This is a genomic window from Pseudomonas syringae, assembly GCF_002157375.1.
Classification (GTDB): domain Bacteria; phylum Pseudomonadota; class Gammaproteobacteria; order Pseudomonadales; family Pseudomonadaceae; genus Aquipseudomonas; species Aquipseudomonas syringae_T.
This window is the reverse complement of record NZ_MTSA01000012.1, coordinates 35,535-59,608: the sequence shown is the minus strand read 5'-3', so window position 1 is coordinate 59,608 and position 24,074 is coordinate 35,535. Positions and strand designations below refer to the sequence as shown.

Here is a 24,074-nt window from a genome sequence, read left to right as displayed (position 1 = left end):
CCAAGGCCAGTACTGATCGCTATGTCAGAGATTGTTCAATCATCCATCGGCTATTTGTCGCACTCAGGCGACTTTAGCGTCCGCAACAGCCGCACACTGGGTGGTGTGACGCAGCTGTGGTCGGATGCATTTGCCCGAGCGATGGCAGAACAGGTCAGTGACAGCGATGCCGTTCCCGTCCACCCGACCGCGGTTGAAGTCGACGTCGAAACAGGCGAACCGGTCGCTGGGGCGAAAACCCTGAGCAAAATTGTCGAGCAACGAGCCTGCCCGGTGACTGACACCGAGGTCAAACCACCTGAGCCTCTGTTCCTGCCGATCGCTGAATTTGATCTCGACCTGCTGCCGCCGCCTGCCGAACCGTTCAGCATCGCTGACATGATCGAACAGCAGCGTCACCTGGAATTCGACAGCAACTGGGTACGCCCGGTCGTTCTGAACCCTTACGACGACAAAGGCACCCCAGGCCCCGGCCCACAACCGCGCCCACTGCATTTGCCGATTGCCGAGCTTGAATGGGACCTGGCTGACAAACCTGCCCTGCCACTGGACGCGCACACCATTGCCGCCCAACAGCGCCAGTTCGACTATGAAAACGGTTGGGCGCGCCCGCTGATCCTGCAAAACCTGCGGATGGCAGCATAAGTGTCAAGCCTGAACCCGAACGCTTGACTCGCAGCAAGCGGCCCGCCTCTACCTGCACACCGACCAACGCCCCATGTCCATATGAAAGTGATCACGATGCGCCGCGTTGTAGTCCGGGCCGAGCACCGTGCTGAACTGCTTGCAGGCGCCGTCACGCACTTGCCTGAGAAAGCGCCCTTTGTCACCGGTGTTGCTCCAATCTTTCAACAGGTTGATCCGCTGACCGTCAGCCAGACGAAAACCCGCGATGTCCAGCGCATTGGCGGTCGCATGCTGACTGAGCCTGCTGTTGGCGCGGCCGTAGATGTTGCGGCAGGCAAAGCTACCCAAGTGATCGATCCGCACCACGCGTTGACCGAAAACCGCCTGGGCGGCCGGCTGCAGGGTGTGAACATCGAACAGCGCATAAGCGACAGCCAATGGGCAACTTGCCAGAAAACTGCTGCTTAGCGCCACGTCCCCGCCCTGAATGCGCAAGGTGTTCTCCAGCGGGCACTTGGCGCCAGGGTCGCTGTCGGCCTGACGACTGAACCGCAGCCCCGAGGTCAGCATCACCTGATCACACAGCGCAGAGTCATTCTGCAAGCGCGACAACTTGTAAGAGGTCAGGACGTTGGGTTCGGCCTTTACATCCAGTGGCGCCCAAGGGTTCCAGCGAGCAGGCACTTCGATCCACCCTCGCCAGATTGCCAGGCAACAGCCAGTGAGGATCACCATGAAAAACAGCAATGCGCGCATGTTCAGCCTTCGTACCGATTAGCGCCCTGCAAGCCCACACATGGCGACCTCAGAGCAAACCCAACTGCTCCACTTGAGGTCCGCGATCCAGCTCAGGCAATGACGGCAACCCTGGCAAGCGTGCCATCAGTTGCTCATGAAAGCGTCTGGCCAGCTCGGGAGCCCGCACGTTGTCAGGGGTGTGCAGAAACACGTAGGGCGTTCGCCCCTCTTCGATCCATATCGCCACTTTCTCCACCCACTGAACCAGAAAAGGATCGTTGGCTTCCAGTTCTGGACGGCCAATAAAACGAACCTGAGGAAACAGGGTCAAGGCAGCCGGACGGGGTGGCACTTTAGGTTTCTTGGACTGCGCATGCAGCACGGCAGGGTCGCTCGATATGCAACTGAACAAGGCCCGGGAGTCAAGGCAGATGCGTTCGATGCCACGGTCCAGCAACAGGCGATTGAGCATGCGCTCTTCATCGCCTTTCATGAAGAACGCCATGTTGCGCACTTCCACCGCCAGAGGCACGTTCAGTTCATCGACGAAACCGACCAGTTCGGCCAGCCGCTGCGGCGTGAAACTGGCGGGCAGTTGCAGCCAGAACGGCGCAATCCGGCCACCCAGCGGTGCGAGCAGACGAATGAATTCCTCGGCAGCCCCGATCTGCTCACGGAGGTCGCCACCGTGGCTGATATCTCTATGAAACTTGGCAGTGAAGCGAAAATCGTCAGGCATTATTTCGGCCCAGCGCTGCACGGTCGTGGCGGCGGGACGCGCATAAAACGTGGTATTGCCTTCAACGACGTTGAACACCTGGGTGTAAAGACTCAGGAAATCATTGGGGCGGGCATCCTCGGGGTACAGAAACTCACGCCAGGCGTTTTCACTCCATGACGGGCAGCCGAGGTAGTAAGGGAGGCGAGACACAATCAAACGTGAAGATCGAGCCCGGATACTTCAAGGTCCCAATCAACAAAGGTTGCAGTGGTCAGGTAGCTGGCCAACGCATGAGCCACACGAGAACTCATGGAACGCGGGAAGATGATGTCTTGCGGACGCGCAGGCACATTGGCAGTGCTGCCAACAGGTGAATCACCCGATTCCCGACGAGCCTGGGCCGCAGGGGGCGGCAACTCGGCATCTGTAGCGACTTCCTCGAAAGAACCTTCAACAGTAGCAGGCGTCTTCTGCGGCTTTCGCTTGATCGGGTAGGAGCGTGATGAGGTTCCGTCTATGCGCATCGATTATATACTCGGCGTCGATAGTGGCAATTTAACGTTACTGCCTTGTAGTTCGCAAATTGCTTAACGATAACTAGACCACACATCTTACAAATTGTTTTCGCTATATGAGATTACGACGCATCCAGACGATAAACGGTAGCTGGCCTATTGATATTCTTTTCGGCACGAACAGGCATTTCATGAGCTGTGAATCGCCTCGCCCTCTGCACCGACCTGCTCGTTTTCGAGCTGCGCAGAATGAACAGGATCAACGCGCCTTGGGCGTGGCGACTTTGTCACGCAGGTAAACCGGCTGGGCATCGTCGGCCGGCAGGGACTCGCCGCGCTGCCAGGCGAAGGTTGCCAGGGTCAACAAGTCCTGCGCATGGGGCAGCATGTTTGCATCGTAGGCCGTCAGGCTGACGGGAATCCGCTCGGCGTAACCCCAGCCAGTGCCCGAACCGAACCATTGTCCATCCGCCTGCATCGGCAGCGCCGCCTGCTCAGGCGCCATGACGGCTTCGGTGCCCAGCAGGCGCATCTCACCGCCGGTCTCGCGATAGCATCCCCAGTAGACCTCATCCATGCGCGCATCAATGGCCGAAGCCACTTGAGAAACACCGTGCTCACGAAAGGCTCGCTGGGCCAGAACAGCCAGGTTCGAAACAGGCAACACCGGACGCTCCAGCGCGAACGCCAGACCTTGCACCACACCAATCGCAATTCGAACGCCGGTAAACGCACCCGGCCCACGCCCGAAAGCAATGGCATCCAGCGCCGACATTGCAATGCCCGCCTCGGCCAGCAGACTCTTGATCATCGGCAACAGACGCTGGGCATGCAGGCGCGGGATCACCTCGTAATGGCTCAGTACCTTGCCGTCATGCAGCAAAGCGACCGAGCAGGCTTCAGTGGCGGTGTCCAGGGCCAGCAAGGTGGTCATCGGTGTTTCCGTCTTGGTGAAAAAGTGCCGCAGTATAAATGACAAATGGCCCGCAAGCGGGCCATTTATTGATCAGGCTGCGTGCCTCAGTCAAGGGGCTTCAGGGCCTCCAGCACTTTGGCTGTAATCTCTTCAACCGAGCCGACGCCCGGAATGTGGCTGCATTTAGGCTTGCCGTTCTTCGCTTGCAACTTGCTGTAGAACTCGACCAGCGGCTTGGTCTGATCGTGGTAGACCTTCAGGCGCAAGCGCACGGTCTCTTCGACATCGTCCTTGCGCTGTACCAGCGGTTCGCCCGTGACATCATCCTTGCCTTCAACCTTCGGCGGGTTGAAGATCGTGTGATAGATGCGGCCAGAGCCTTCGTGAACGCGACGGCCCGACATGCGCCTGACGATTTCTTCGTCATCGACGGCAATTTCCAGCACGTGGTCGATTTCCAGGCCAGCGTTCAATAGCGCTTCGGCTTGAGGAATGGTGCGCGGAAAACCGTCGAACAATACGCCGTTGGCACAATCCGGTTCGGCCAGACGGTCTTTGATCAGGCCGATGATCAGGTCATCGGAAACCAGATTGCCCGCGTCCATGACGCTTTTGGCTTTCAGACCCAGTTCAGTGCCAGCCTTGACCGCAGCGCGCAGCATGTCGCCAGTCGAAACTTGCGGGATGCCGAATTTTTCAGTGATGAATTTTGCCTGAGTACCTTTACCGGCCCCGGGAGCTCCCAGCAGAATCACGCGCATCGTCATGCTCCTCAAAATTTTTATAGTGAAATCAACGGATTCGCCTCGGGGGCCAATCTAAAAAAATAATCAGGCCAACAGGCCGAAAGGCTGATCAAGATACACAGCAGACCGAGGCCGCACAAGCCGCCGAAAGTCGCAGTAACCGCTGGTGTACAGGCGTGCGGGCCTTGATGACAGAGCAACGTGACCTGCATCAACGTTTTCGGTGGGCTGACCTGCGAACCCGAGCGCTGCCGCCGCCGGATCGAAACGACCCGACAACGGCGTCGCCCCAAACCGTCAGCCGGTGTTACGCAGGCCGGCGGCAATCCCCGCCACAGACACCAGCAGCGCCAGTTCCAGAGGGCTGTCCAGATTTGCCTCGCGGTTGCGCGACCGGGACAGCAGCTCGGCCTGCAGCAAATGCAGCGGATCCAGATAGGCATTGCGCAAACTGATGAACTCCAGCGTTTCAGGGCTATGAGCCAGCAGTCGCGCCTGTCCGGTCAAACCGAGCACCACGTTGCAGGCCTGCGACAATAGGTCGCGCAAATGTGCGCCTAAATGTTGCAGCTCAGCGGTGACCAGACGTTCGTCGTAAAGCCTGGCGATGTCCGCATCGGCTTTGGCCAATACCATTTCCAGCATGTCGATACGGGTTCTGAAGAACGGCCACTGCTCGCGCATCTGCGCCAGCACGTCACCTTCGCCGCGCTCCAGCGCCTTGCTCAACGCGGCCTCCCAGCCCAGCCATGCAGGCAGCATGAGACGTGTCTGGGTCCAGGCGAAGATCCACGGAATGGCGCGCAGGCTTTCCACACCCCCTTCACGGCGCTTGGCCGGACGACTGCCCAGCGGCAGGCGGCCCAGTTCCTGTTCAGGCGTTGCCTGGCGGAAATACTCGACGAACTCGGGGTTTTCACGCACCACCGCGCGGTAGGCGCTGACGCCGTCGCTGGCCATCTGGTCCATCATCGTGCGCCAGGCAGGCTGCGGTGGCGGAGGCGGCAACAGGGTCGCTTCCAGCACAGCGGCCAGATAAAGGTTGAGGTTCTGCTCGGCAATGTCTGGCAACCCGAATTTGAAACGGATCATTTCGCCCTGTTCGGTCGTCCGGAAACGTCCGGCCACGGAGCCAGGTGGCTGAGACAGGATCGCCGCGTGCGCCGGGCCGCCGCCACGTCCGACCGTCCCCCCGCGACCGTGAAACAGAAGCAACTCGACTTGCTGTTCACGGCAGATCTCCACCAGTTTTTCCTGCGCGCGGTACTGTGCCCAGGCCGCGGCCGTGGTGCCGGCATCCTTGGCCGAATCCGAATAACCGATCATGACTTCCTGAGGGCCTTGCAGACGCGAGCGGTAGCCCGGCAACCCCAGCAGTGTCTCGATCACCGGCCCGGCGTTGTCCAGGTCTGCCAGGGTCTCGAACAGTGGCACGACGCGCATTGGCCGTTGCAGGCCCGACTCTTTGAGCAGCAATTGCACCGCCAGCACGTCCGACGCCGCACCGGCCATCGAGATGACGTAAGAACCCAGCGAGGCTGCCGGAGCGGCCGCCACTTCTCTGCACGTCGCCAGAACCTCTGCGGTGTCGGCCGCCGGTTTGAAATAGCTTGGCAGCAACGGCCTGCGGTTGTTCAGCTCGCGCAGCAGAAAATCGATCCGGGCCTGTTCATCCCAGTCTTCGTAGCGCCCCAGCCCAAGGTAATCGGTGATTTCGGTCATTGCCGCACAATGCCGGGTGGAGTCCTGTCGCACGTCCAGGCGCACCAGGAACAGGCCGAAGGTGACCGCGCGACGCAGGCAATCCAGCAGCGGGCCGTCGGCGATGACCCCCATGCCGCAGTCGTGCAGGGACTGGAAACACAGCAGCAGCGGGTCCAGCAAATCACGGTTGTCGTGCAACACCGCTTCCGGTGCCGGCTGCGGTGCAGTCAGTGAGGCATTAGCCCAGTTGCGGGTGGCACGCAAACGTTCACGCAGGCGTTTGAGCTCGGCGCGATACGGTTCGGCACTGTCGCCCACGCTGGCGCGCAAGGCGTCGCTGGCCTGCTGCATAGACAGTTCTGCCGCCAGATTGTCGACGTCTCGCAGGTACAGGTCGGCCGCCATCCAGCGCGCCAGCAACAGCACTTCACGGGTCACAGCAGCGGTGACATTCGGATTGCCGTCACGGTCGCCGCCCATCCAGGAAGCGAAGCGGATCGGCGCAGCCTCAAGTGGCAGGTGCATGCCCGTGGCCGCGTGCAGCGCGTGATCGGCCTTGCGCAGGTAGTTGGGAATGGCGTGCCAGAGCGAATGCTCGATGACCGCAAAACCCCATTTGGCTTCGTCGACGGGAGTGGGCCGGATCCGCCGGATTTCTTCGGTGTGCCAGGCTTCGGCAATCAGACGCTGCAGACGGGACGTGATCTGCGCACGCTCGGCACTGCTCAGGTCACGGTGGTCCAGCGCCGCCAGTTGCGCAGCGATAGCGTCGTATTTCTGAATCAGCGTACGGCGTGCTACCTCGGTGGGATGCGCCGTCAGCACCAGTTCGATTTGCAGCTTGCTCAGCTGTCGCGCCAGGGCGTCGGGCGCGTGCCCTTCAGCCTTCAGGCGATCGAGCAATTCCGGCAGCACACGCGATTCGAACGGCAGGGGCTGAGTATCGTCACGGCGATGCATGAGCTGATACTGCTCTGCGATATTGGCCAGGTTGAGAAACTGATTGAAGGCCCTGGCCACTGGCAGCAGCTCATCATCTTCCAGCCCGTCGACGCTGGAGCTGAGCTGCTCGGCTCCTTCTGCAGAGCCGCGCCGGCCCGCCTTGGCGCCCTTGCGAATACGTTCGATCTTGTCGAGAAATTCAGCCCCGCGTTGTTCACGAATGGTATTGCCCAGCAGCTCACCCAGCAGGTGAACGTCTTCGCGCAGACGCGCATCGATATCGGCCATCGTCCCCTCTCCCGGTTTTTATATGGGCTCAGTTGCGTCCCCGTTCAGAAGAACGGCTACGTGAATTCAAATCCGCTTTGCCAACAGTGCATCAAAAGACCTCGCCACGACAATTCCCCGCAGCAAAAAGCCTGATCACGGCCCTCCTGATCGTGCAGGGACGGCATCGCTTCATATGTCGCCCTGCATAGCGTGAATATGTTGAATGGGGATGACGTTTCCTGACCGGTCAGAAAATATTTATCTGAACTATTCAAAAACTGCGCAGGTCGGAGCCATTAACCATTACAGGAAAGCCCGTCAGGCAGCAGGCAGTTGTATGACCTCATGCCCGGACTTGATGAAAAAACTGTCATGGATAACCACGTTCGGAGTCAGACAATGGAGTTGATCACCATGAACACCCCTACTGCCAAAAACAAATCCAAAGGCCTGCGCGGCTTGAAGCTTGCTGCGCTGGCAATCGGTAGCACCTTCATCCTCGCAGGTTGCGCTGGCAACCCGCCGTCCGAGCAATACGCGGTTTCCCAATCGGCCGTCAACAGCGCCGTCAGCGCTGGCGGTACCGAGTTCGCCGCCGTGGAAATGAAATCCGCTCAAGACAAGCTCAAGGCCGCTGATCTGGCGATGCAGGACCACAAATACGACGAAGCTCGTAAACTGGCTGAACAAGCCGAGTGGGACGCTCGCGTAGCAGAACGTAAATCTCAGGCCGCCAAAGCTGCCAAGGCCGTGCAGGACGCCCGTCAAGGCGTCAACGAACTCCGTGAAGAAGGCCTGCGCCAGGTGCAGTGATTGCCCCGCCAACCTTCTGTTTTCATGAATTCGTAACTGATTAAAGGACGACCACATTATGCGTAAACAATTGATGATCCCTGCTCTGCTGGCCATGAGCGTTGCTTTGGCAGCCTGTGCAACCAAGCCGAACCCTAATCTGGAACAGGCGCGCACCAACTACACCGCGCTGCAAACCAATCCGGAAGCCACCAAAGTCGCGGCGCTTGAAACCAAAGACGCCAGTGAGTGGCTGGACAAGGCTGATAAAGCTTTCCGTGACAATGAAGATGCACAGAAAGTCGATCAATTGGCTTACCTGACCAACCAGCGCGTTGAGCTGGCCAAGCAGACTATCGCCCTGCGCACCTCCGAAGCCGCTCTGCAGAACGCTTCTGCCGACCGTGCCAAGGCTCGTCTGGAAGCGCGTGACGCCCAGATCGCTGCGTTGAAAAACAGCCTGAATGCCAAGCAGACCGAACGCGGTACGCTGGTGACCTTCGGTGACGTGCTGTTCGACTACAACAAAGCCGACCTGAAGCCGACCGCCCAGGGCGACATTGGCAAACTGGCTGCTTTCCTTCAGGAAAACCCTGACCGTAAAGTGATTGTCGAAGGCTACACCGACAGCACCGGTTCGGCTTCCTACAACCAGTCGCTGTCCGAGCGTCGCGCCAATTCGGTTCGCATGGCTCTGGTACGCATGGGTGTAGACCCTGCACGCGTCGTGACCATGGGCTATGGCAAGGAATACCCGGTCGCTGACAACACCAGCAACTCGGGCCGCGCCATGAACCGTCGTGTGGAAGTCACCATTTCCAACGACAACCAGCCTGTTGCACCGCGCTCTTCGATGAAATAAGCGAACGAGCGGCTGCACCGAAGCCCCGCCTGCGCATACAGGCGGGGCTTTTTTGTGGGCGAAAGTTTTCAGCGGTTTTCAGTGTCTTCCATTGATTTATGGCTGCGGTGTCTGCTGCCCGATGCAGCGTACGGCTTGTCTGCGGTCATCAATCAGCACGCCAGACAGCCCCTTCCGAGTGGTATCGAACAGCACCAGCACGCCGTCGACGCACTGAGCGACTTCTGCGGCGGGCGTCGCAGCCACCTTGTACTCTTCGCCCGGCACGGTCTTGAGCAGCGTGAATTCGCCGAGTAACAGCGCGTCTTCGGGTTTGGCGAAGTGCAGGTAGCCGTAGTACCACAGGCAACCGACCGTGCCGATGATCGCGACGACGCCGCTCAGGATCATGCCATTGACGTTGCGATCTCGGTTCATGGCGCAGGCTGTTTTGCAGGGGCGGGATAATCAGGCACTTCACCCAGCCGACGCAGGCCGTTGAAGTGGGCGGGATCCTCAAGGTAGCGCAGCATGACCTGACGCCACAGCGGATCAGCGAACGTCTGCACGTGTTCGCCGCGCGTCAGTTGAAACACGCGCGGAGGGGGTGCGGCCTTGTACAGTTCGATGCCATTGGCAAGCGGCACCAGGGTGTCGTCCATGCTGTGGAAAATCAGTATCGGCGTGCCCGCCAGTTGCGGCAGGCCGTTGACAGCGCTGTCGGCGTCCGGAATCAGCCACGACAAGGGCGTTCTCAATGGCCAGGTCAGCCAGGAGCTGCTCAGGGAATTACGCGCAACGCTGCGGTAACTGGCGGGCACACTGTCCAGCACCAACGCCTTCAACCGGGAGCGTTCATCCGGGTGCTGAGACAGGTAATGCACCGCCAACGCCCCGCCGATGCTTTGCCCCAGCACCACGAGTGGCTTGCCCTGTACCTGTGGCGCGGCGTTCAGCCAGTCGAACGCGGCCTGAACGTCCTGATAGATCGCCGGCAGGGCGGGTTCGCCTTCCGACTGACCATAACCGCGATAGTCGAGCATCAGCACTTGATAACCCTGTTCCGGCAGCCACCAGACGCCGCCAAGGTGCCACGACAGGTTGCCACCGTTACCATGCAGGTGCAGAACCGTGCCCTTGACCGGCACGCCCTCTTTGGCAGGCAGCCACCAGCCGTGCAGACGCGTGCCGTCGGCGGCAGTCAGGTTGACCTCCTGATACTGCAAGCGCGCCTTGTCCGGCGTGAACGGCACGCCACGTTCGGGATAGAACAGCATGGAGCTGCAACCGGTCAGCGCGAGGACGAGGGTGAGGATGCCGAGCAGTTTCAAAGGGGGGTTCCTTGTGGGTGGGTCATGACCGACTCTCCTGCCTGGGGCCAACGTCACCAACGCCTGCTGCTCCGTTTCCGGCCCGACTTCGTCGGGTTTCTTCGCCCTGACACTGATCCAACGCTCAACCCCTACAAAATATTCGAATAATCCGCTTCTATCCGATCCAGGCTGAGGTGGTTGAGGAAGTTGGAGAAGCACATCCAGGCCGACAGGGCGTTCATGTCGCGGAACTGGTCGGGCAGGTATTTGGGGGCGACGACCAGGCCCTCGTCCACCAGTTGCCGCAGGCTGCGCATGTCTTCCAGCGTGGTCTTGCCGCAGAACAGCAGTGGCACCTGCTCCAGCTTGCCCTTGCGCACGGCCAACTGGATGTAGTTGTAGACCATGATGAAGCCTTTCAGGTAAGACAGGTCTTTGGTGAACGGTAACCCGTTCGGCACCGAGCCACGAAAGACCCGGCTGGCGTTGCCGTAGCTCTCCGACATGCCGAAGCCCTGCTCGCGATAGAACTCGAACACCTGCAGAAAGTCAGCGCCCTGCTCCGCCATGTGAATGGCACGCGTGCGGTTGGTCAGTTTGCGCAGGCGGCTGGGATAAGAGGCAAAAGCGATGACCTCCATGAGAATCGCCAACCCTTCCTGAGTCACTGTCGACGAGGGCGGCCCCTTGGACAGGAACGTGCAGATCGGCTGGTTCTGACCATTCAGCGTCGTGCCGACGTGAACCAGCCCCTCATGAACCTCAAGCGCCCGTACGTCACGCTCGTTGAACATCGCGTCACTGCGGATCTTGATGTAGTCGGCACCGGCAGCCGCATCGGCGACGATACCGTCCGACTCGAACACCCGAATGGTTTCCTCCGCCTCGCCGAACACCCGGTTCAAGCGCGACTGCAACAGCGAAACCGCGTCTTTGGCCGTCAGGGTTTTCGGCTCGTCCTTCAGATCGCCGCGCCCGGCAATGTTGTTCAGGTAGTCCGAGAGCATCAGGCCCAGGTCGGCCAGGGTCGGGTCGCCGGCGTGAAAAGCGTCGGACGCCGCGCCGTAGAGCTCCTGCGAGATCAGTCCGAAGTCGGGGGTGCCGCGCGCTTCAAGCATGCGGACCACCATTCGGTACTCACGGCACATACGCCGCATGATCTGCCCGACCGGGTTGAACTGCCCCAACTGACGCGTGACGTCCCGCTCGATGTTCTGAAACTCTTGTTTCAAGGCAACCGAATCGAAACCCAACGGGCGGTTTTCATAATAGGCGCGGTCCACGGCAGGCAGTGCCTTGCCATTGGCCGCCAGAAACTCCTTGCGGACCGTGTCATCCCACTTCACTGCATCCAGAATGCGAATCGGCGTCTGTGCAACGACGATCCGATCCGATAACGCACGAATAGTCTGTTGATACTCGTCCACCGGGACTCCTTGGCTGGCGGGCTGTTGCCCTGCTGCTTGGCAACGCATGGACCATGCGCCACCTGTAGAAAAATATCGGAAATGGCCGGATCGTCAATCCGGACAGGCCGTTGATCCAGAGCATGCGGCACGAAGCACCGTCACGCTCGTGCCGGCTGCGGCGTCCCCAGTACCAGACGCATCTGACGGGTCAGGATACAGAGCATTTCTTCGTCTGCCTGACGCTGTGGACCATGAAGCAGGCCTTGATACTCCATGCGCCGGATGAGTCCCGTCAACACCTGAGCGTCCTGATAAGGCTGCAGCGAGCCGATCACCTGGAAAAACTGACAGCTGCCCTGCAACAGAATTTCCTGATGAGCCATGACCAGCGGGGTCAGGCGCGGGTTGATCAGCGCCTCGTGATAGAAAGCCTGTTCGGCAATCAGATAATCACGCCGGGTGAGCAACTGATGCCGAATGTGCTCCATCACCATGCGGGCGATATCGTCGGCCAGCCGAAAGCGGTCGGTCGGGCTTCCTGAACTGCGGCTCATCATCTCGCGCAGAACGACTTCCGTGTTCTGCCAGAGCCTGGCGAGGTAGTCGGCACTGCGCTGGACGTATTGGGCGAAGGCATCGGTCAGCAGGTCGTCGATGTCCTTGAAATAATAGGTGGTGGCCGACAGCGGCACGCAGGCCTCGGCAGCCACTGCACGATGGCGCACAGCACGTACGCCGTCGCGCACCACGATGCGCATGGCCGCATCGAGAATCACCTGCCTGCGTTGCTCACTGCCTTCACGAGCGGCCTTTCGGCCTTGATACTTGACGCTTTTGGCCACCGCACTGGCTACTCCGGCGGCCCCTTCTCTGGCAATGGTCACGACAGCTTCCTTTTGAGTCGTTCTGAAAAAACACCTAAAAAAAAGCCGCCCATTGAAGGCGGCTGATTTTTCACTGATTACGCTTGGGGGCGCATGTGCGGGAACAGGATGACGTCCCGGATAGACGGTGAGTCGGTGAGCAGCATCACCAGGCGATCGATCCCGATCCCCTCGCCAGCCGTAGGCGGCATGCCGTATTCCAGCGCACGAACGAAGTCGGCGTCGTAATGCATGGCCTCGTCATCACCGGCGTCCTTGTCGGCCACCTGAGCCTGAAAGCGTTCGGCCTGATCTTCCGCGTCATTGAGCTCGGAATAGGCGTTGGCGATTTCACGGCCACCGATGAACAGCTCGAAACGGTCGGTCACGCTCGGGTTTTCGTCGTTGCGACGGGCCAGCGGCGACACTTCGAACGGGTACTGGGTGATGAAATGCGGCTGCTCCAGCTTGTGCTCGACCAGTTCTTCGAAAATCATCACCTGCAACTTGCCCAGACCTTCGAAGCCCAGCACTTTCGCACCGGCCTTTTTGGCGATGGCACGCGCCTTGTCGACATCCTGCAAGTCGGCGGCGGTCAGTTCAGGGTTGTACTTGAGGATCGAATCGAACACCGACAGACGCACGAACGGCTCGCCGAAGTGGAACACCTTGTCGCCGTAAGGCACGTCGGTGCTGCCCAGAACCAGTTGCGCCAGTTCACGGAACAGTTCCTCGGTGAGGTCCATGTTGTCTTCGTAGTCAGCGTACGCCTGGTAGAACTCGAGCATGGTGAACTCGGGGTTGTGCCGGGTCGAAACGCCTTCGTTGCGGAAGTTGCGGTTGATCTCGAAGACTTTCTCGAACCCGCCGACCACCAGACGCTTGAGGTACAGCTCTGGCGCGATACGCAGGAACATTTCCAGGTCCAGCGCGTTGTGGTGGGTTTCGAACGGCTTGGCCGCCGCACCGCCGGGAATGGTTTGCAGCATCGGCGTTTCGACTTCGAGGAAGTCGCGCTTCATCAGGAAGCTGCGGATGTGAGCGATGACCTGCGAACGGACGCGGAAAGTCTCGCGCACGTCTTCGTTGACGATCAGGTCGACGTAACGCTGACGGTAGCGCTGCTCGGTGTCCGTCAGGCCGTGGTGCTTGTCGGGCAGCGGGCGCAGCGATTTGGTCAGCAGGCGCACGCTGGTCATTTCGACATACAGGTCGCCCTTGCCGGAGCGCGCCAGGGTGCCTTCGGCAGCAATGATGTCGCCCAGGTCCCAGGTTTTCACCTCGGCCAGGGTGTCTTCAGGCAGGGTCTTGCGGTTGACATAGACCTGGATGCGTCCGGTCATGTCCTGAATCACCATGAACGAGCCACGGTTGAGCATGATGCGACCGGCAACCTTGACCGGAATCGCTGCCTCTGCCAGTTCTTCCTTGGTCTTGTCGACGTACTGTTTCTGCAAGTCGTTGCAGTAGCTGTCGCGGCGGAAGTCGTTGGGGAAGGCCTGACCCTTGGCACGGCCGGCAGCAAGCTTCTCCTTGCGCAGGGCGATCAGGGTGTTTTCTTCCTGTTGCAGGGCTTGCGGGTCGAGTTGTTGGTCGCTCATGTCTTTAGATATTCCATCACGGGTTCGCCCTCGCCTTGCGACGAGGGGCTTGAGGGGTCGGCTGACGGTTTACAGCCCTTGCTTGAGGCTTGCGATCAGGTATTCGTCGATATCGCCATCAAGCACTTTGTCGCAATCGCTGCGTTCGATGTTGGTCCGCAGGTCCTTGATGCGCGAAGCGTCCAGCACATAGGAGCGAATCTGGTGACCCCAGCCAATGTCGGACTTGGTGTCTTCCAGCGCCTGGGACGCTGCGTTGCGCTTCTGCACTTCCTGCTCATACAAACGGGCCCGCAGCATTTTCATGGCGGTGTCCTTGTTCGCATGCTGGGAACGTTCGTTCTGGCAACTGACCACGGTGTTGGTCGGAACGTGGGTGATACGCACCGCCGAGTCGGTGGTGTTGACGTGCTGACCACCGGCACCGGAGGACCGGTACGTGTCGATGCGCAGGTCCGACGGGTTGATGTCAATTTCGATGTTGTCATCGATTTCAGGCGAAACGAAAACGGCCGAGAACGAGGTGTGGCGACGGTTGCCGGAGTCGAACGGGCTCTTGCGCACCAGACGGTGAACACCGATTTCGGTACGCAACCAGCCAAAGGCGTATTCACCCTTGATATGCACGGTAGCGCCCTTGATACCGGCGACTTCACCGGCAGACAGTTCCATGATGGTTGCGTCGAAGCCGCGCTTGTCAGCCCAGCGCAGGTACATGCGCAGCAGGATGTTGGCCCAGTCCTGGGCTTCGGTGCCGCCGGAGCCGGCCTGGATGTCCAGGTAAGCGTTGTTGGGGTCCATGTCGCCACTGAACATGCGGCGAAATTCGAGTTTTTCCAGCGACTCGCGCAGGCGCTCGACTTCGGCAGCCACGTCATCGACAGCCGCCTGGTCTTCTTCTTCGGCGGACATCAGCAACAGGTCTTTGGCATCGGCCAGCCCGGAGGACATTTCGTCCAGGGTTTCTACGATCTGCGCCAGCAGGGAGCGCTCACGCCCCAGTTCCTGGGCGTAGGCCGGGTTGTTCCAGACAGCTGGATCTTCGAGCTCGCGGTTGACTTCGGTCAGACGATCATGTTTGTGATCGTAGTCAAAGATACCCCCGAATGGTTTCGGAGCGCTCGGACAAATCCTTGATGCTGTTTAGGATCGGGTTGATTTCCATGGTAGGCAGCACTCGCAGGCGAAATTTTCAAAGCCGACGAGTATACCCCAGGCAGGGCTGTGAAAGCAGCCCGTATGGCACCGTTATCCTGCCATTTGGCGGCTGCCGGCCGTATCAGCCCGCCGCCACCTGATTGCGCCCGTTGTTCTTTGCCACATAAAGCCCTTTGTCGGCATCCAGAATCAGTTGGCGACTGGACATCTCCAGCTGCGGCGTCACGGTTGCAACGCCGATACTGACGGTCAGACTGGAACCCGGCGTCGGGGCGATATGCGGAATGTTCATGCCTGCCACGCTCTGCCGCAGTTTCTCCGCCAGCAGGCGTGCGCCCCCCGGCGACGTATTGGGCAGCACCATCGCGAACTCTTCCCCACCGTAGCGTGCCGGCAAGTCGGACGGGCGACTGCAACTGTTACGGATCGCCTTGGCCACCTGACGCAGGGCTTCGTCGCCCTCCAGATGCCCGAAGTTGTCGTTGTAGGCTTTGAAGTAGTCGACATCGATCATCAACAGCGACAACTGTGACTGGTCACGTACCGCCCTGCGCCATTCCAGCTCCAGGTATTCATCGAAATGACGCCGGTTCGACAGCCCGGTCAGGCCATCGGAGTTCATCAGGCGCTGCAACACCAGGTTGGTGTCGAGCAACTGTTGCTGGCTGACGCGCAAGGCGCGGTAGGCTTCATCACGCTGCAGCAGCGTCATGTACGAGCGCGAGTGATAACGAATGCGTGCGACCAGTTCGATGTTGTCCGGCAGCTTTACCAGGTAGTCGTTGGCCCCGGCTGTAAATGCCGCGCTCTTGATCAGCGGATCTTCCTTGGTGGACAGAACGATGATCGGGATGTCGCGAGTCAGCGGGTTACTGCGGTATTCACGCACCAGCGTCAAACCGTCCAGCCCCGGCATGACCAGGTCCTGAAGAATGACAGTCGGTTTGATCTGCACCGCCTGAGCAATCGCCTGATGTGGATCCGCGCAAAAGTGGAAGTCGATCGATTCGTGACCGGCCAGCCCGCGCCGTACTGCTTCGCCAATCATGGCCTGATCATCCACCAGCAGCACCATTGCGCTGTTCTCGTCCGGTGTGGTGATGTCGTCCTTGTGCAGGTCATCCATGAATTGTCTCCTGTTCGCCGACAGTCAGTAATTTGACCTGAACAATCATTGGGTAAATACCTCGATGAGGCGAGGTGCAATGGTGAGCAGCGGGCGTATTTCAACCGCTGCATCAATGGCGGCGGCCGCCTTGGGCATGCCATACACGGCAGAGCTGGCCTGATCCTGAGCGATGGTCAGAAACCCCCGCTCACGCATTGCCTTGAGCCCTTGCGCGCCGTCGCGCCCCATGCCGGTCAGCAGAACGCCCACTGCCTCACCACTCCAGTAACGGGTCACGCTCTCGAAAAACACATCAATCGAGGGCCTGTAGATTTCATTCACCGGTTCCGCCGTATACGCCAGCGTACCGTCCTTCAACAGCCGGATATGATGATTGGTCCCGGCCAGTAACACCACACCGGGCTGAGGGGGTTCGCCCTCTGTTGCCAGCCGCACGGGTACGCCGGACACCGAACACAGCCAGTCTGCCATACCCGCTGCAAACACCTGGTCAACGTGCTGCACCAGCACGATGGCCGGTGAAAAATTGGCCGGAAGACCCTTGAGAAGAATCTCCAGCGCCGCCGGACCGCCGGCGGAAGACCCGATGGCGATCAACCGGTCGCGCTTTACCGAATCCCGAGACGGCGCTGCCACCACCCGTTCACGGCTGCCGCGCTGCCCGATCAGCCATTCAATATTGAGGATCTTGCGCAGCAGCGGCATCGCTGCGTCTCTGGGGTTGGGGCCGCCAATGGCAGGCGTGTCCACCACGTCCAGCGCGCCGTGGCCCATGGCCTCGAAGACACGACGCATGTTCTGCTCGCGGTTGACGGTCACGATGACGATTGCGCATGGCGTTTCGGCCATGATTCGGCGTGTTGCCTCAACGCCATCCATCACCGGCATGATCAGGTCCATCAGGATCAGATCCGGGGTCTGATCAATGCAGCGCTGCACCGCGTCTGCGCCGTTGGCCGCCACCCACACGATCTGGTGCGCAGGTTCGAAGGCCAGCGCCCGACGCAAAGCCTCTATCGCCAGGGGCATGTCATTGACGATGGCAATCTTCATCCTTGCGCGTCTCCTATCAATTCGGCAACCGCATCGAGCAAGGCATCATCATGGAAACTGGCTTTGGCCAGGTAATAATCGGCACCGGCATCCAGACCGCGACGTCGGTCTTCTTCGCGATCCTTGTAGGAAACGACCATTACCGGCAGAGACTGCAAGCGGGTGTCGCGGCGCAACAGCGTCACCAGCTCGATGCCGTCCATGCGCGGCATGTCGATGTCGGTGATCAGCAGATCGAAGTCTTCGGCACGCAAGGCGTTCCAGCCATCCATGCCATCCACGGCCACCGAGACCTCGTAGCCGCGTCCCACCAGCAGCTTGCGTTCCAGTTCGCGAACCGTCAAAGAGTCATCGACGACGAGTACCCGTTTGCGCGAAACCTGATCGACCTGACGATTGCGCCGGTCGATACGCTCCAGCCGTCCGGTATTCAGCAGTTTTTCCACCGAGCGCAGCATGTCTTCGACGTCAATGATCAACACCACCGACCCGTCATCGAGCAAGGCGCCTGCCGACACGTCCTGAACCTTGCCAAGACGCGCGTCCAGCGGCATGACCACCAGCGTGCGCTCGCCGATGAAACGCTCGACGGCCACGCCATACACGGCGTCGCGCTCGCGAATGACCACGACCTTGAGGGCTTCTCCGGCGTTCTGTGCAGGGGGTCGATTCAGCAACTGGCTGGCCGAGACCAGACCCACGTGGCGCTCCTCGTCCCAGAAGTGCTGGCGCCCTTCAAGCTGCACGATGTCGTCGGGCTGCAAGTCACGCATGCGCTCGATGTGAGCCAGCGGGAAGGCATAGGCCTCACCGCCCACCTCCACCACCAGGCTGCGCACGACGGACAGTGTCAGTGGCATTTCGATTCTGAAACGGCTGCCCTCGCCGGCCCATTGCTGCAACTCGACACTGCCATGCATCTGACGAACCATATGCTGCACGGCGTCCAGCCCGACGCCGCGTCCGGAAATCTGCGTGACCTTGTCACGCATGCTGAAGCCGGGCAGGAACAGAAAACTCAACAGCTCTTCTTCACTCAATTGCAGGGCGGTTTCGGCGGGCGAAAGCTTGCGCTCGACGATGCTCTGGCGCAGACGTTCAAGGTCCACACCGCCGCCGTCGTCACTCAGCTCCACGACCAGTAACCCGGCCTGATGAGAGGCTTGCAAACGAATCAGGCCTTCAGGTTCCTTGCCGCAGGCAACACGCTTTTCCGGCGATTCGATGCCGTGGTCCACCGCATTGCGCAACAGATGGGTCAGCGGTGCTTCGAGCTTCTCCAGCACGTCGCGATCAACCTGGGTCTTTTCGCCTTCGATCTGCAAACGGACCTGTTTACCGAGTTCACGCCCCAGGTCGCGAACCATGCGCGCCTGGCCAGTCAATACGTCGGCGAACGGCCGCATGCGGCAGGCCAGCGCGGTGTCATACAGCAATTGGGCGCGTTGCGCCGACTGCCAGCCGAACTCATCCAGTTCGGCTGTTTGCTGGGCCAGCATGTGTTGCGCCTGAGACAACAGGCCACGCGCATCTTCCAGCGCTTTCTGCACATCGGCGCCAGGGCCTTCTTCGCCGAAACTGGCGCCCAGCACTTCAAGCGCTCGGTCGCTGCTGCTTTGCAGACGCTTGAGCCGTTGCATACCGGCCAGCAACGGCTTGAGTCGCTGGGTTTCCACCAGCGACTTGCTCGACATATCCAGCAGCCCGTTCAGGCGCTCGGCGGTCACTCGCAAGACACGCTCGCCGCCCTCGGCCACCCGACGTTCGCGCAACGGGGTGAACGGCGCTTCGGGCTCGGGAACCGGTGGCGGCGCGGGCGTATCGAGGCGCAAGTCGGCGGCCAGCGGATCAATGACAGGGGCCGTGGATGCCGATGTGGCGCCAGAGGCCGATTCAAGCTGCTGCATTGCACTGGCCAGCAACGGGTCGATCAGCGGCGTGCTGACCGTGCGTGCCGCGCCGGCACCGGACGCCAGCAGCGCGTTGAGCCGCTCGACGTAACGGTCGATGTCAGGCTGGCCGACGCTGTTGCCGCCTGGCGTGGCAATGCGCATCAGCAGGTCAGTGCCGGACAACAACGCGTCGATGTGCTCGGCCTGCAACAACAGGCGACCTTCCTGGGCGCTGACCAGGCAATCTTCCATCACATGCGCGACGCTGACGCCGAAATCGACGCCGACAATCCGCGCCGCACCCTTGAGCGAATGGGCCGCGCGCATGCAGGCTTCCAGTTGGTCCGCCTGGGTCGGATTACGTTCGAGCTCCAGCAGGCCGGCACTCAAGACCTGAGTCTGCGCATCGGCCTCCAGGGTAAACAGTTCGAACAGTGAAGCGTCACGCATTTGATCTGGCGTCATGTGAGGCTCCGATGCACCGCCGACAACAACTGTTCTTCGTCAAGCCAACGCAGGCTGCGGTCTTTCCATTGCAATACGCCGCGGGTGAAGCGGGCATTGGCGTGCGTGCCGGACGCAGAGGCGGCGTCAAGCTCGCTCTCGTCGATGGCGTGAATCCCGTCCACCTCGTCCACAGGGACCACCACCGGACCGCCCTCGACAGCAACGATCAGCATGCGCGGCAAAGCGCGCGCCGACGCCACCACAGGGTTACTGTCCAGCCCAAGCAACTCAACCAGGGATATGCACGCTACCAGAGCGCCACGTACGTTGGCGACACCCAGCATCGCACGCGAACGCTGATGCGGCAGCGAGTGAATGGCCTGTTGCGGGGCAACTTCCGACAGGCAACGGGAAACCAGCCCCAGCCACTCTTCGCCGAGGCGAAACACCAGAATCGAACGGGTCTTGATGTCGCGCTGTAACACCGAGCCCTGAAACTGCTCGTGGTGCTCCTGAGCCAGCGCATAGCGATCCAGCAAACGCGTAGCGGCAGCGGAATACACCGCGCAATTGCGGCAATGAATATGCTCTGCCAGCAACGGACACGAGCGGTCACCGTGGATACCGATGCGGTTCCAGCAATCGTCGATGTCCTGTGCCTGATCATGAGTAAGGCTGGAAAAACCGGACAGGCCCGTCATCAATGATTTCCTTGTTTATTCACACCACGGGCCGCACGGTCCTGCAAACGCCGGGCACCGGCGCTGTCGCCCTGAGCGGCCAACAGCGCGGCCAGCTGGGCCAGCGATTCGCGGTGCTGCGGCTGCAGGTACAACGCCTTGCGATAAAAACCCTGAGCCTGGGCCACATTGCCCTCTACTTCGCTGAGCAGCCCCAGCCAGTAGAACACCTGCGCCACCGGTTCGTGCTGTTGCAGGTAGCGGTCGCAGGCCACACGGGCTTCGGCGCTTTTACCCTCGTTGGCAAGCGCCGCGATGTTCTCGAGCAATGCCGAAACGCCCGCGTTGCCGGCCGGGGTGTCTTTTTTCACGAGGGGCGCAAAGGCGGCGGACGTGCGGGCCGCAGGCACGGGGCGCGGTGCAGGCGCTGACGGAGGCGGTTCAGGCGCCGGACGCGGCAAGCTGTAGGCCGCTGGATGCACCGGCGCGGGCGCCGCAGCGGGCGCATGGCGGAATGCGAACGACTGGGCAATGCCGATGGAGCGCATACCGATCCCCGCCAGCAGGTTGCCCTCGGCCGGGCCGATGAACAGCAGGCCGTCTTCCCGGGTCAACTGTTTGAGCACTTGAAAGACCCGTTGCTGGGTCGGCTGATCGAAATAGATCACCAGATTGCGACAAAATACGATGTCATAGGCCAACTGCTTTGCCAGTTTCGGGTCGAGCAGGTTGCCGGCCTGAAAGTTGACGCAGGCGCGAATCGAATCGGCGATGGCAAACCCGTTGGCAACCGGGTTGAAAAACCGTTCGCGATAGCCAATGTCAGTGCCGCGAAACGAGTTCTTGCCGTAGATGCCGGATTCGGCTTTGGCAATCGACACCGGGCTGATGTCTATCGCATCGACTGTGAACTGCCGCGGATCGACACCCGCATCCAGCAATGCCATCGCAATGGAATAGGGCTCTTCACCGGTCGAACACGGCAAACTCAGAATGCGCAGCGGCCGCACCCCGGCAAGGCTCTCTACGCGCTCACGGGCCAGCAGGCCCAGGGTGAGAAACGATTCCGGGTAGCGAAAAAACCAGGTCTCGGGGACGATCACCGCCTCGATCAGCGCTTGCTGCTCTTGGGGCGAGGTAATCAGCAGGTGCCAGTAGGCATCGCTGTCGGGGCAGTTGGACGCCGTTTCCCGCTGACGCAAGGCGCGCTCGATAATGGCCTCGCCCACCGAGGTCACATCGAGCCCGATGCGATCCTTCAGAAAACTGAAGAAGCGCGAATCATCAACCTTCATGGCGCATCCTCAAGCAATTCGAGGTTTATCGGCACCACCGGGTACAGAAGCTCGCGCACCGGTTCGCTCAGCAGCTCCTGCACGTGAATCCATTGCAGCAGCCCCTGTTCATCTTCGCGGACCGGCCCCAGGTACGGCGACAGACGATTGTCCAGTCCGTACGCCTTGAACTGAGAGGCCGGGCAGCGCAGGGTTTCCGTCGCCTGTTCCAGAATCAGCCCGAGCAACTGCGCCGGGTGAGCATCGTTGTACCGGTAGTTCACCAAAATCATGCGGGTGCTGGTGCGCGCACGCGCCGGCTGGCCGCAATTGAGCGCGCTGATATCGATGACTGGCACGATCTCGCCACGGTGCGCGAAAATCCCGGCAACCCAGTCGGGCGCTCTGGCAATTTTCTTGAGCTTTACCCGCGGCAGGATTTCCGCGATTTCGGTCGCTTCCAGCGCGTAGCGGTCTTCACCGATGCAAAACAGCAGGAAGAGCTTGTTGGCGGTCACTGATGAAACGTTGCGCCTCGGCGATTGCTCCGTCATGGTCCGGACTCAGACCTTGAAGCGCGATACGCCACTGCGCAAGCCGACCGCAACCTGACTCAACTCGTCGATGGCGAAACTGGCTTGGCGCAATGAGTCGACGGTCTGGCTGCTGGCGTCGGCCAGTTGCACCAGTGCCTGATTGATCTGCTCGGCACCCGTAGCCTGAGCCTGCATGCCTTCATTGACCATCAGCACGCGCGGGGCCAGCGCCTGAACCTGATGAATGATCTGCGACAATTGCTCGCCGACCTGAGTGACTTCGAACATGCCACGGCGCACTTCCTCGGAGAACTTGTCCATGCCCATGACCCCGGCAGACACAGCTGACTGGATTTCGCGCACCATCTGTTCTATATCGTAAGTGGCGACAGCGGTCTGGTCGGCCAGACGACGGACTTCAGTGGCAACCACCGCAAAACCGCGACCGTACTCGCCCGCTTTTTCGGCCTCGATGGCCGCATTCAGCGACAGCAGGTTGGTCTGATCGGCCACCTTGACGATGGTGACGACCACCTGATTGATGTTACCGGCCTTCTCGTTGAGGATGGCCAGTTTGGCGTTGACCAGATTGGCCGCGCCCATGACTTGATGCATGGTCTCTTCCATGCGCGCCAGACCTTGCTGGCCGGAACCGGCAAGGATCGACGCCTGATCGGCGGCCGACGTGACTTCGGTCATGGTGCGCACCAGGTCGCGCGAGGTGGCAGCGATTTCTCGCGAGGTCGCACCGATTTCGGTGGTGGTCGCAGCGGTTTCCGTCGCGGTCGCCTGTTGCTGGCGCGAGGTCGCGGCGATCTCGGTGACCGACGTCGTGACCTGCACGGAAGAGCGTTGGGCCTGGGAGACCAGTGAGGTGAGTTCAGTCATCATGTCGTTGAAGCCGGTCTCGACCGCGTTGAACTCGTCCTTGCGAGCCAGGCTGAGGCGCGTGCTCAGGTCGCCGGTGCGCATGATGTCGAGAATACGCACGATGAGCTGCATCGGTGCCATGATCGAACGCATCAGCAGCAGGCCGCAGGCAGCCGCCGCCATCACGGCAATCAGCAGCGACAGGATCATGCTGATCTTGGCGCTCAACACCGAATTGACAATATTGTTGGTGGCTTCGTCAGCCAGCTTCTTGTTGGCGACGATGAGTTCGTTGAGCTGCTTGCGGCCCGTCAGCCAGACCGGGTTCACGTCGCCGAAAAACTCGGCCCGTGCGGCCGCGTAATCACCGCGATCGTAGTTGGCAAGCACTTCGTTGAGCGTGCGCGAGTACTCTTCGCGACGCTTTTCAAAAAGCGTGAAGCTGTCACTGTCTTCTTTATCGAAAATGGACTTCTTGTAACCGTCCATCTGGGCCTGAAGGTTTTCCTCGAAGCCTTTGTACTGGTCTTTCTCTTGCTTGGTCAGCGGGCGCGCGGCACCTTCGGAGATCAACTCCAGTGTGCGGATGTAGCTTTCGCCCCAGGCGCTGCGGACCAGCGTGCTGTAGTAGACGCCGGGCAACGCGTCGAGGCGAACCTGTTCCTCGCTGTTCTCGATGGACAACAACCGGGAATACGACACGACCACCATCAACAGCATGATTGCAATGATGACGGCAAAGCTCGCCAGTATCCGTTGGCGCAAGGTCCAGTTCTTCACAGTCATCCCTCAAGAGTTCAACGACGGCGTCGGGCCGTGTTCAAGAAGCGGACCGACGAACGGTCCAGGCGGCGTGAGTATAGCCCAGCCTTCAACGGCCAAAAGGGTCATACCGACATCCAGTCATGATGCGTGTTATTAACACCGATCCTTTGTCTTCGGCAACGTTCAGCGCTACTTGAGCGCAGCGACCAGGAATATGCAGCGCATATACATAGTTAGCGCTTTCAGGCCGGAGCACGTCCGTAAGCTTTGTC

At 60.4% G+C, this 24,074-nt stretch carries 22 protein-coding genes; 3 read left to right on the top strand and 19 right to left on the bottom strand.

What is annotated here, in order from left to right; all coding sequences use genetic code 11:
- Positions 1–21 precede the first annotated feature (21 nt).
- Positions 22–645 (top strand): energy transducer TonB, encoded by a 624-nt coding sequence (locus BW686_RS16255; RefSeq protein ID WP_084918610.1) that lies wholly within the window; start codon positions 22–24, stop codon positions 643–645.
- A gap of 48 nt (positions 646–693) precedes the next feature.
- On the opposite strand, the gene BW686_RS16250 is transcribed toward BW686_RS16255, so the two are convergent.
- The 6 genes from BW686_RS16250 to ppc all read right to left on the bottom strand — a co-directional run bounded on the left by BW686_RS16250 (position 694) and on the right by ppc (position 7,197).
- Positions 694–1,383: an extensin-like domain-containing protein gene (locus BW686_RS16250; RefSeq protein ID WP_084918609.1), complete on the bottom strand. Its 690-nt coding sequence runs from the start codon at positions 1,381–1,383 to the stop codon at positions 694–696.
- Between the two features lie 49 nt (positions 1,384–1,432).
- A complete protein-coding gene (locus tag BW686_RS16245; RefSeq protein ID WP_179149292.1) occupies positions 1,433–2,296 on the bottom strand; it encodes a DUF72 domain-containing protein in 864 nt (287 codons plus the stop codon).
- Positions 2,297–2,298: 2 nt separating this feature from the next.
- Complete coding sequence (locus tag BW686_RS16240; protein ID WP_084918607.1) at positions 2,299–2,610, bottom strand: hypothetical protein; 312 nt, start codon at positions 2,608–2,610, stop codon at positions 2,299–2,301.
- Positions 2,611–2,860: 250 nt separating this feature from the next.
- The gene (gene tsaB, locus BW686_RS16235) at positions 2,861–3,535 is read right to left on the bottom strand and encodes a tRNA (adenosine(37)-N6)-threonylcarbamoyltransferase complex dimerization subunit type 1 TsaB (RefSeq protein WP_084918606.1); all 675 of its coding nucleotides are present in this window, start codon (positions 3,533–3,535) and stop codon (positions 2,861–2,863) included.
- An 86-nt stretch (positions 3,536–3,621) separates the two neighbouring features.
- Positions 3,622–4,278 carry an adenylate kinase gene (adk, locus tag BW686_RS16230; protein ID WP_084918605.1) on the bottom strand — a complete coding sequence of 219 codons (657 nt, stop codon included), beginning with the start codon at positions 4,276–4,278 and terminating at the stop codon, positions 3,622–3,624.
- A 282-nt stretch (positions 4,279–4,560) separates the two neighbouring features.
- The gene (gene ppc / locus BW686_RS16225; RefSeq protein WP_084918604.1) at positions 4,561–7,197 is read right to left on the bottom strand and encodes a phosphoenolpyruvate carboxylase; all 2,637 of its coding nucleotides are present in this window, start codon (positions 7,195–7,197) and stop codon (positions 4,561–4,563) included.
- Between the two features lie 381 nt (positions 7,198–7,578).
- Between ppc and BW686_RS16220 the strand changes: the two genes are divergently transcribed.
- Both BW686_RS16220 and BW686_RS16215 read left to right on the top strand, forming a co-directional pair.
- Positions 7,579–7,992 carry a DUF4398 domain-containing protein gene (locus BW686_RS16220; RefSeq protein WP_084918603.1) on the top strand — a complete coding sequence of 138 codons (414 nt, stop codon included), beginning with the start codon at positions 7,579–7,581 and terminating at the stop codon, positions 7,990–7,992.
- A gap of 58 nt (positions 7,993–8,050) precedes the next feature.
- Positions 8,051–8,833, top strand: coding sequence for an OmpA family protein (locus BW686_RS16215; protein WP_084918602.1), 783 nt, complete (start codon positions 8,051–8,053; stop codon positions 8,831–8,833).
- 96 nt (positions 8,834–8,929) lie between these two features.
- Here BW686_RS16215 and BW686_RS16210 read toward each other — a convergent pair whose 3' ends face one another.
- The 13 genes from BW686_RS16210 to BW686_RS16150 form a co-directional block, all read right to left on the bottom strand.
- A complete protein-coding gene (locus BW686_RS16210) occupies positions 8,930–9,250 on the bottom strand; it encodes a hypothetical protein (protein WP_084918601.1) in 321 nt (106 codons plus the stop codon).
- On the bottom strand, positions 9,247–10,143 hold the full coding sequence (locus BW686_RS16205; protein WP_084918723.1) for an alpha/beta hydrolase: 897 nt from the start codon (positions 10,141–10,143) through the stop codon (positions 9,247–9,249). The genes BW686_RS16210 and BW686_RS16205 overlap by 4 nt, the downstream gene beginning before the upstream one ends.
- A gap of 131 nt (positions 10,144–10,274) precedes the next feature.
- On the bottom strand, positions 10,275–11,600 hold the full coding sequence (locus BW686_RS16200) for a flavohemoglobin expression-modulating QEGLA motif protein (protein WP_179149291.1): 1,326 nt from the start codon (positions 11,598–11,600) through the stop codon (positions 10,275–10,277).
- 92 nt (positions 11,601–11,692) lie between these two features.
- Complete coding sequence (locus BW686_RS16195) at positions 11,693–12,418, bottom strand: TetR/AcrR family transcriptional regulator (protein WP_084918599.1); 726 nt, start codon at positions 12,416–12,418, stop codon at positions 11,693–11,695.
- A gap of 77 nt (positions 12,419–12,495) precedes the next feature.
- Positions 12,496–13,998 carry a lysine--tRNA ligase gene (gene lysS, locus BW686_RS16190; protein ID WP_084918598.1) on the bottom strand — a complete coding sequence of 501 codons (1,503 nt, stop codon included), beginning with the start codon at positions 13,996–13,998 and terminating at the stop codon, positions 12,496–12,498.
- Positions 13,999–14,067: 69 nt separating this feature from the next.
- Positions 14,068–15,163 (bottom strand): peptide chain release factor 2 gene (gene prfB / locus BW686_RS16185; RefSeq protein WP_102048019.1). Its coding sequence is split into 2 segments (ribosomal slippage): positions 14,068–15,090 and positions 15,092–15,163, totalling 1,095 coding nucleotides; the frame shifts between segments, so codons are not numbered across the junction.
- Positions 15,164–15,277: 114 nt separating this feature from the next.
- Complete coding sequence (locus BW686_RS16180; protein WP_084918596.1) at positions 15,278–16,282, bottom strand: response regulator; 1,005 nt, start codon at positions 16,280–16,282, stop codon at positions 15,278–15,280.
- 45 nt (positions 16,283–16,327) lie between these two features.
- The gene (locus BW686_RS16175) at positions 16,328–17,338 is read right to left on the bottom strand and encodes a chemotaxis response regulator protein-glutamate methylesterase (RefSeq protein WP_084918595.1); all 1,011 of its coding nucleotides are present in this window, start codon (positions 17,336–17,338) and stop codon (positions 16,328–16,330) included.
- Positions 17,335–19,695, bottom strand: a complete 2,361-nt coding sequence (locus BW686_RS16170) for a hybrid sensor histidine kinase/response regulator (protein WP_084918594.1) — start codon at positions 19,693–19,695, stop codon at positions 17,335–17,337. Before BW686_RS16170 ends, BW686_RS16175 begins: the two co-directional genes overlap by 4 nt.
- On the bottom strand, positions 19,692–20,378 hold the full coding sequence (locus tag BW686_RS16165; RefSeq protein WP_084918593.1) for a chemotaxis protein CheW: 687 nt from the start codon (positions 20,376–20,378) through the stop codon (positions 19,692–19,694). Before BW686_RS16165 ends, BW686_RS16170 begins: the two co-directional genes overlap by 4 nt.
- Entirely contained in the window at positions 20,378–21,652 is a 1,275-nt protein-coding gene (locus tag BW686_RS16160; protein WP_084918592.1) for a CheR family methyltransferase, read from the bottom strand. Before BW686_RS16160 ends, BW686_RS16165 begins: the two co-directional genes overlap by 1 nt.
- The gene (locus tag BW686_RS16155) at positions 21,649–22,185 is read right to left on the bottom strand and encodes a chemotaxis protein CheW (RefSeq protein WP_084918591.1); all 537 of its coding nucleotides are present in this window, start codon (positions 22,183–22,185) and stop codon (positions 21,649–21,651) included. Before BW686_RS16155 ends, BW686_RS16160 begins: the two co-directional genes overlap by 4 nt.
- A 9-nt stretch (positions 22,186–22,194) precedes the next feature.
- Entirely contained in the window at positions 22,195–23,817 is a 1,623-nt protein-coding gene (locus tag BW686_RS16150) for a methyl-accepting chemotaxis protein (protein ID WP_084918722.1), read from the bottom strand.
- Positions 23,818–24,074: the final 257 nt, after the last annotated feature.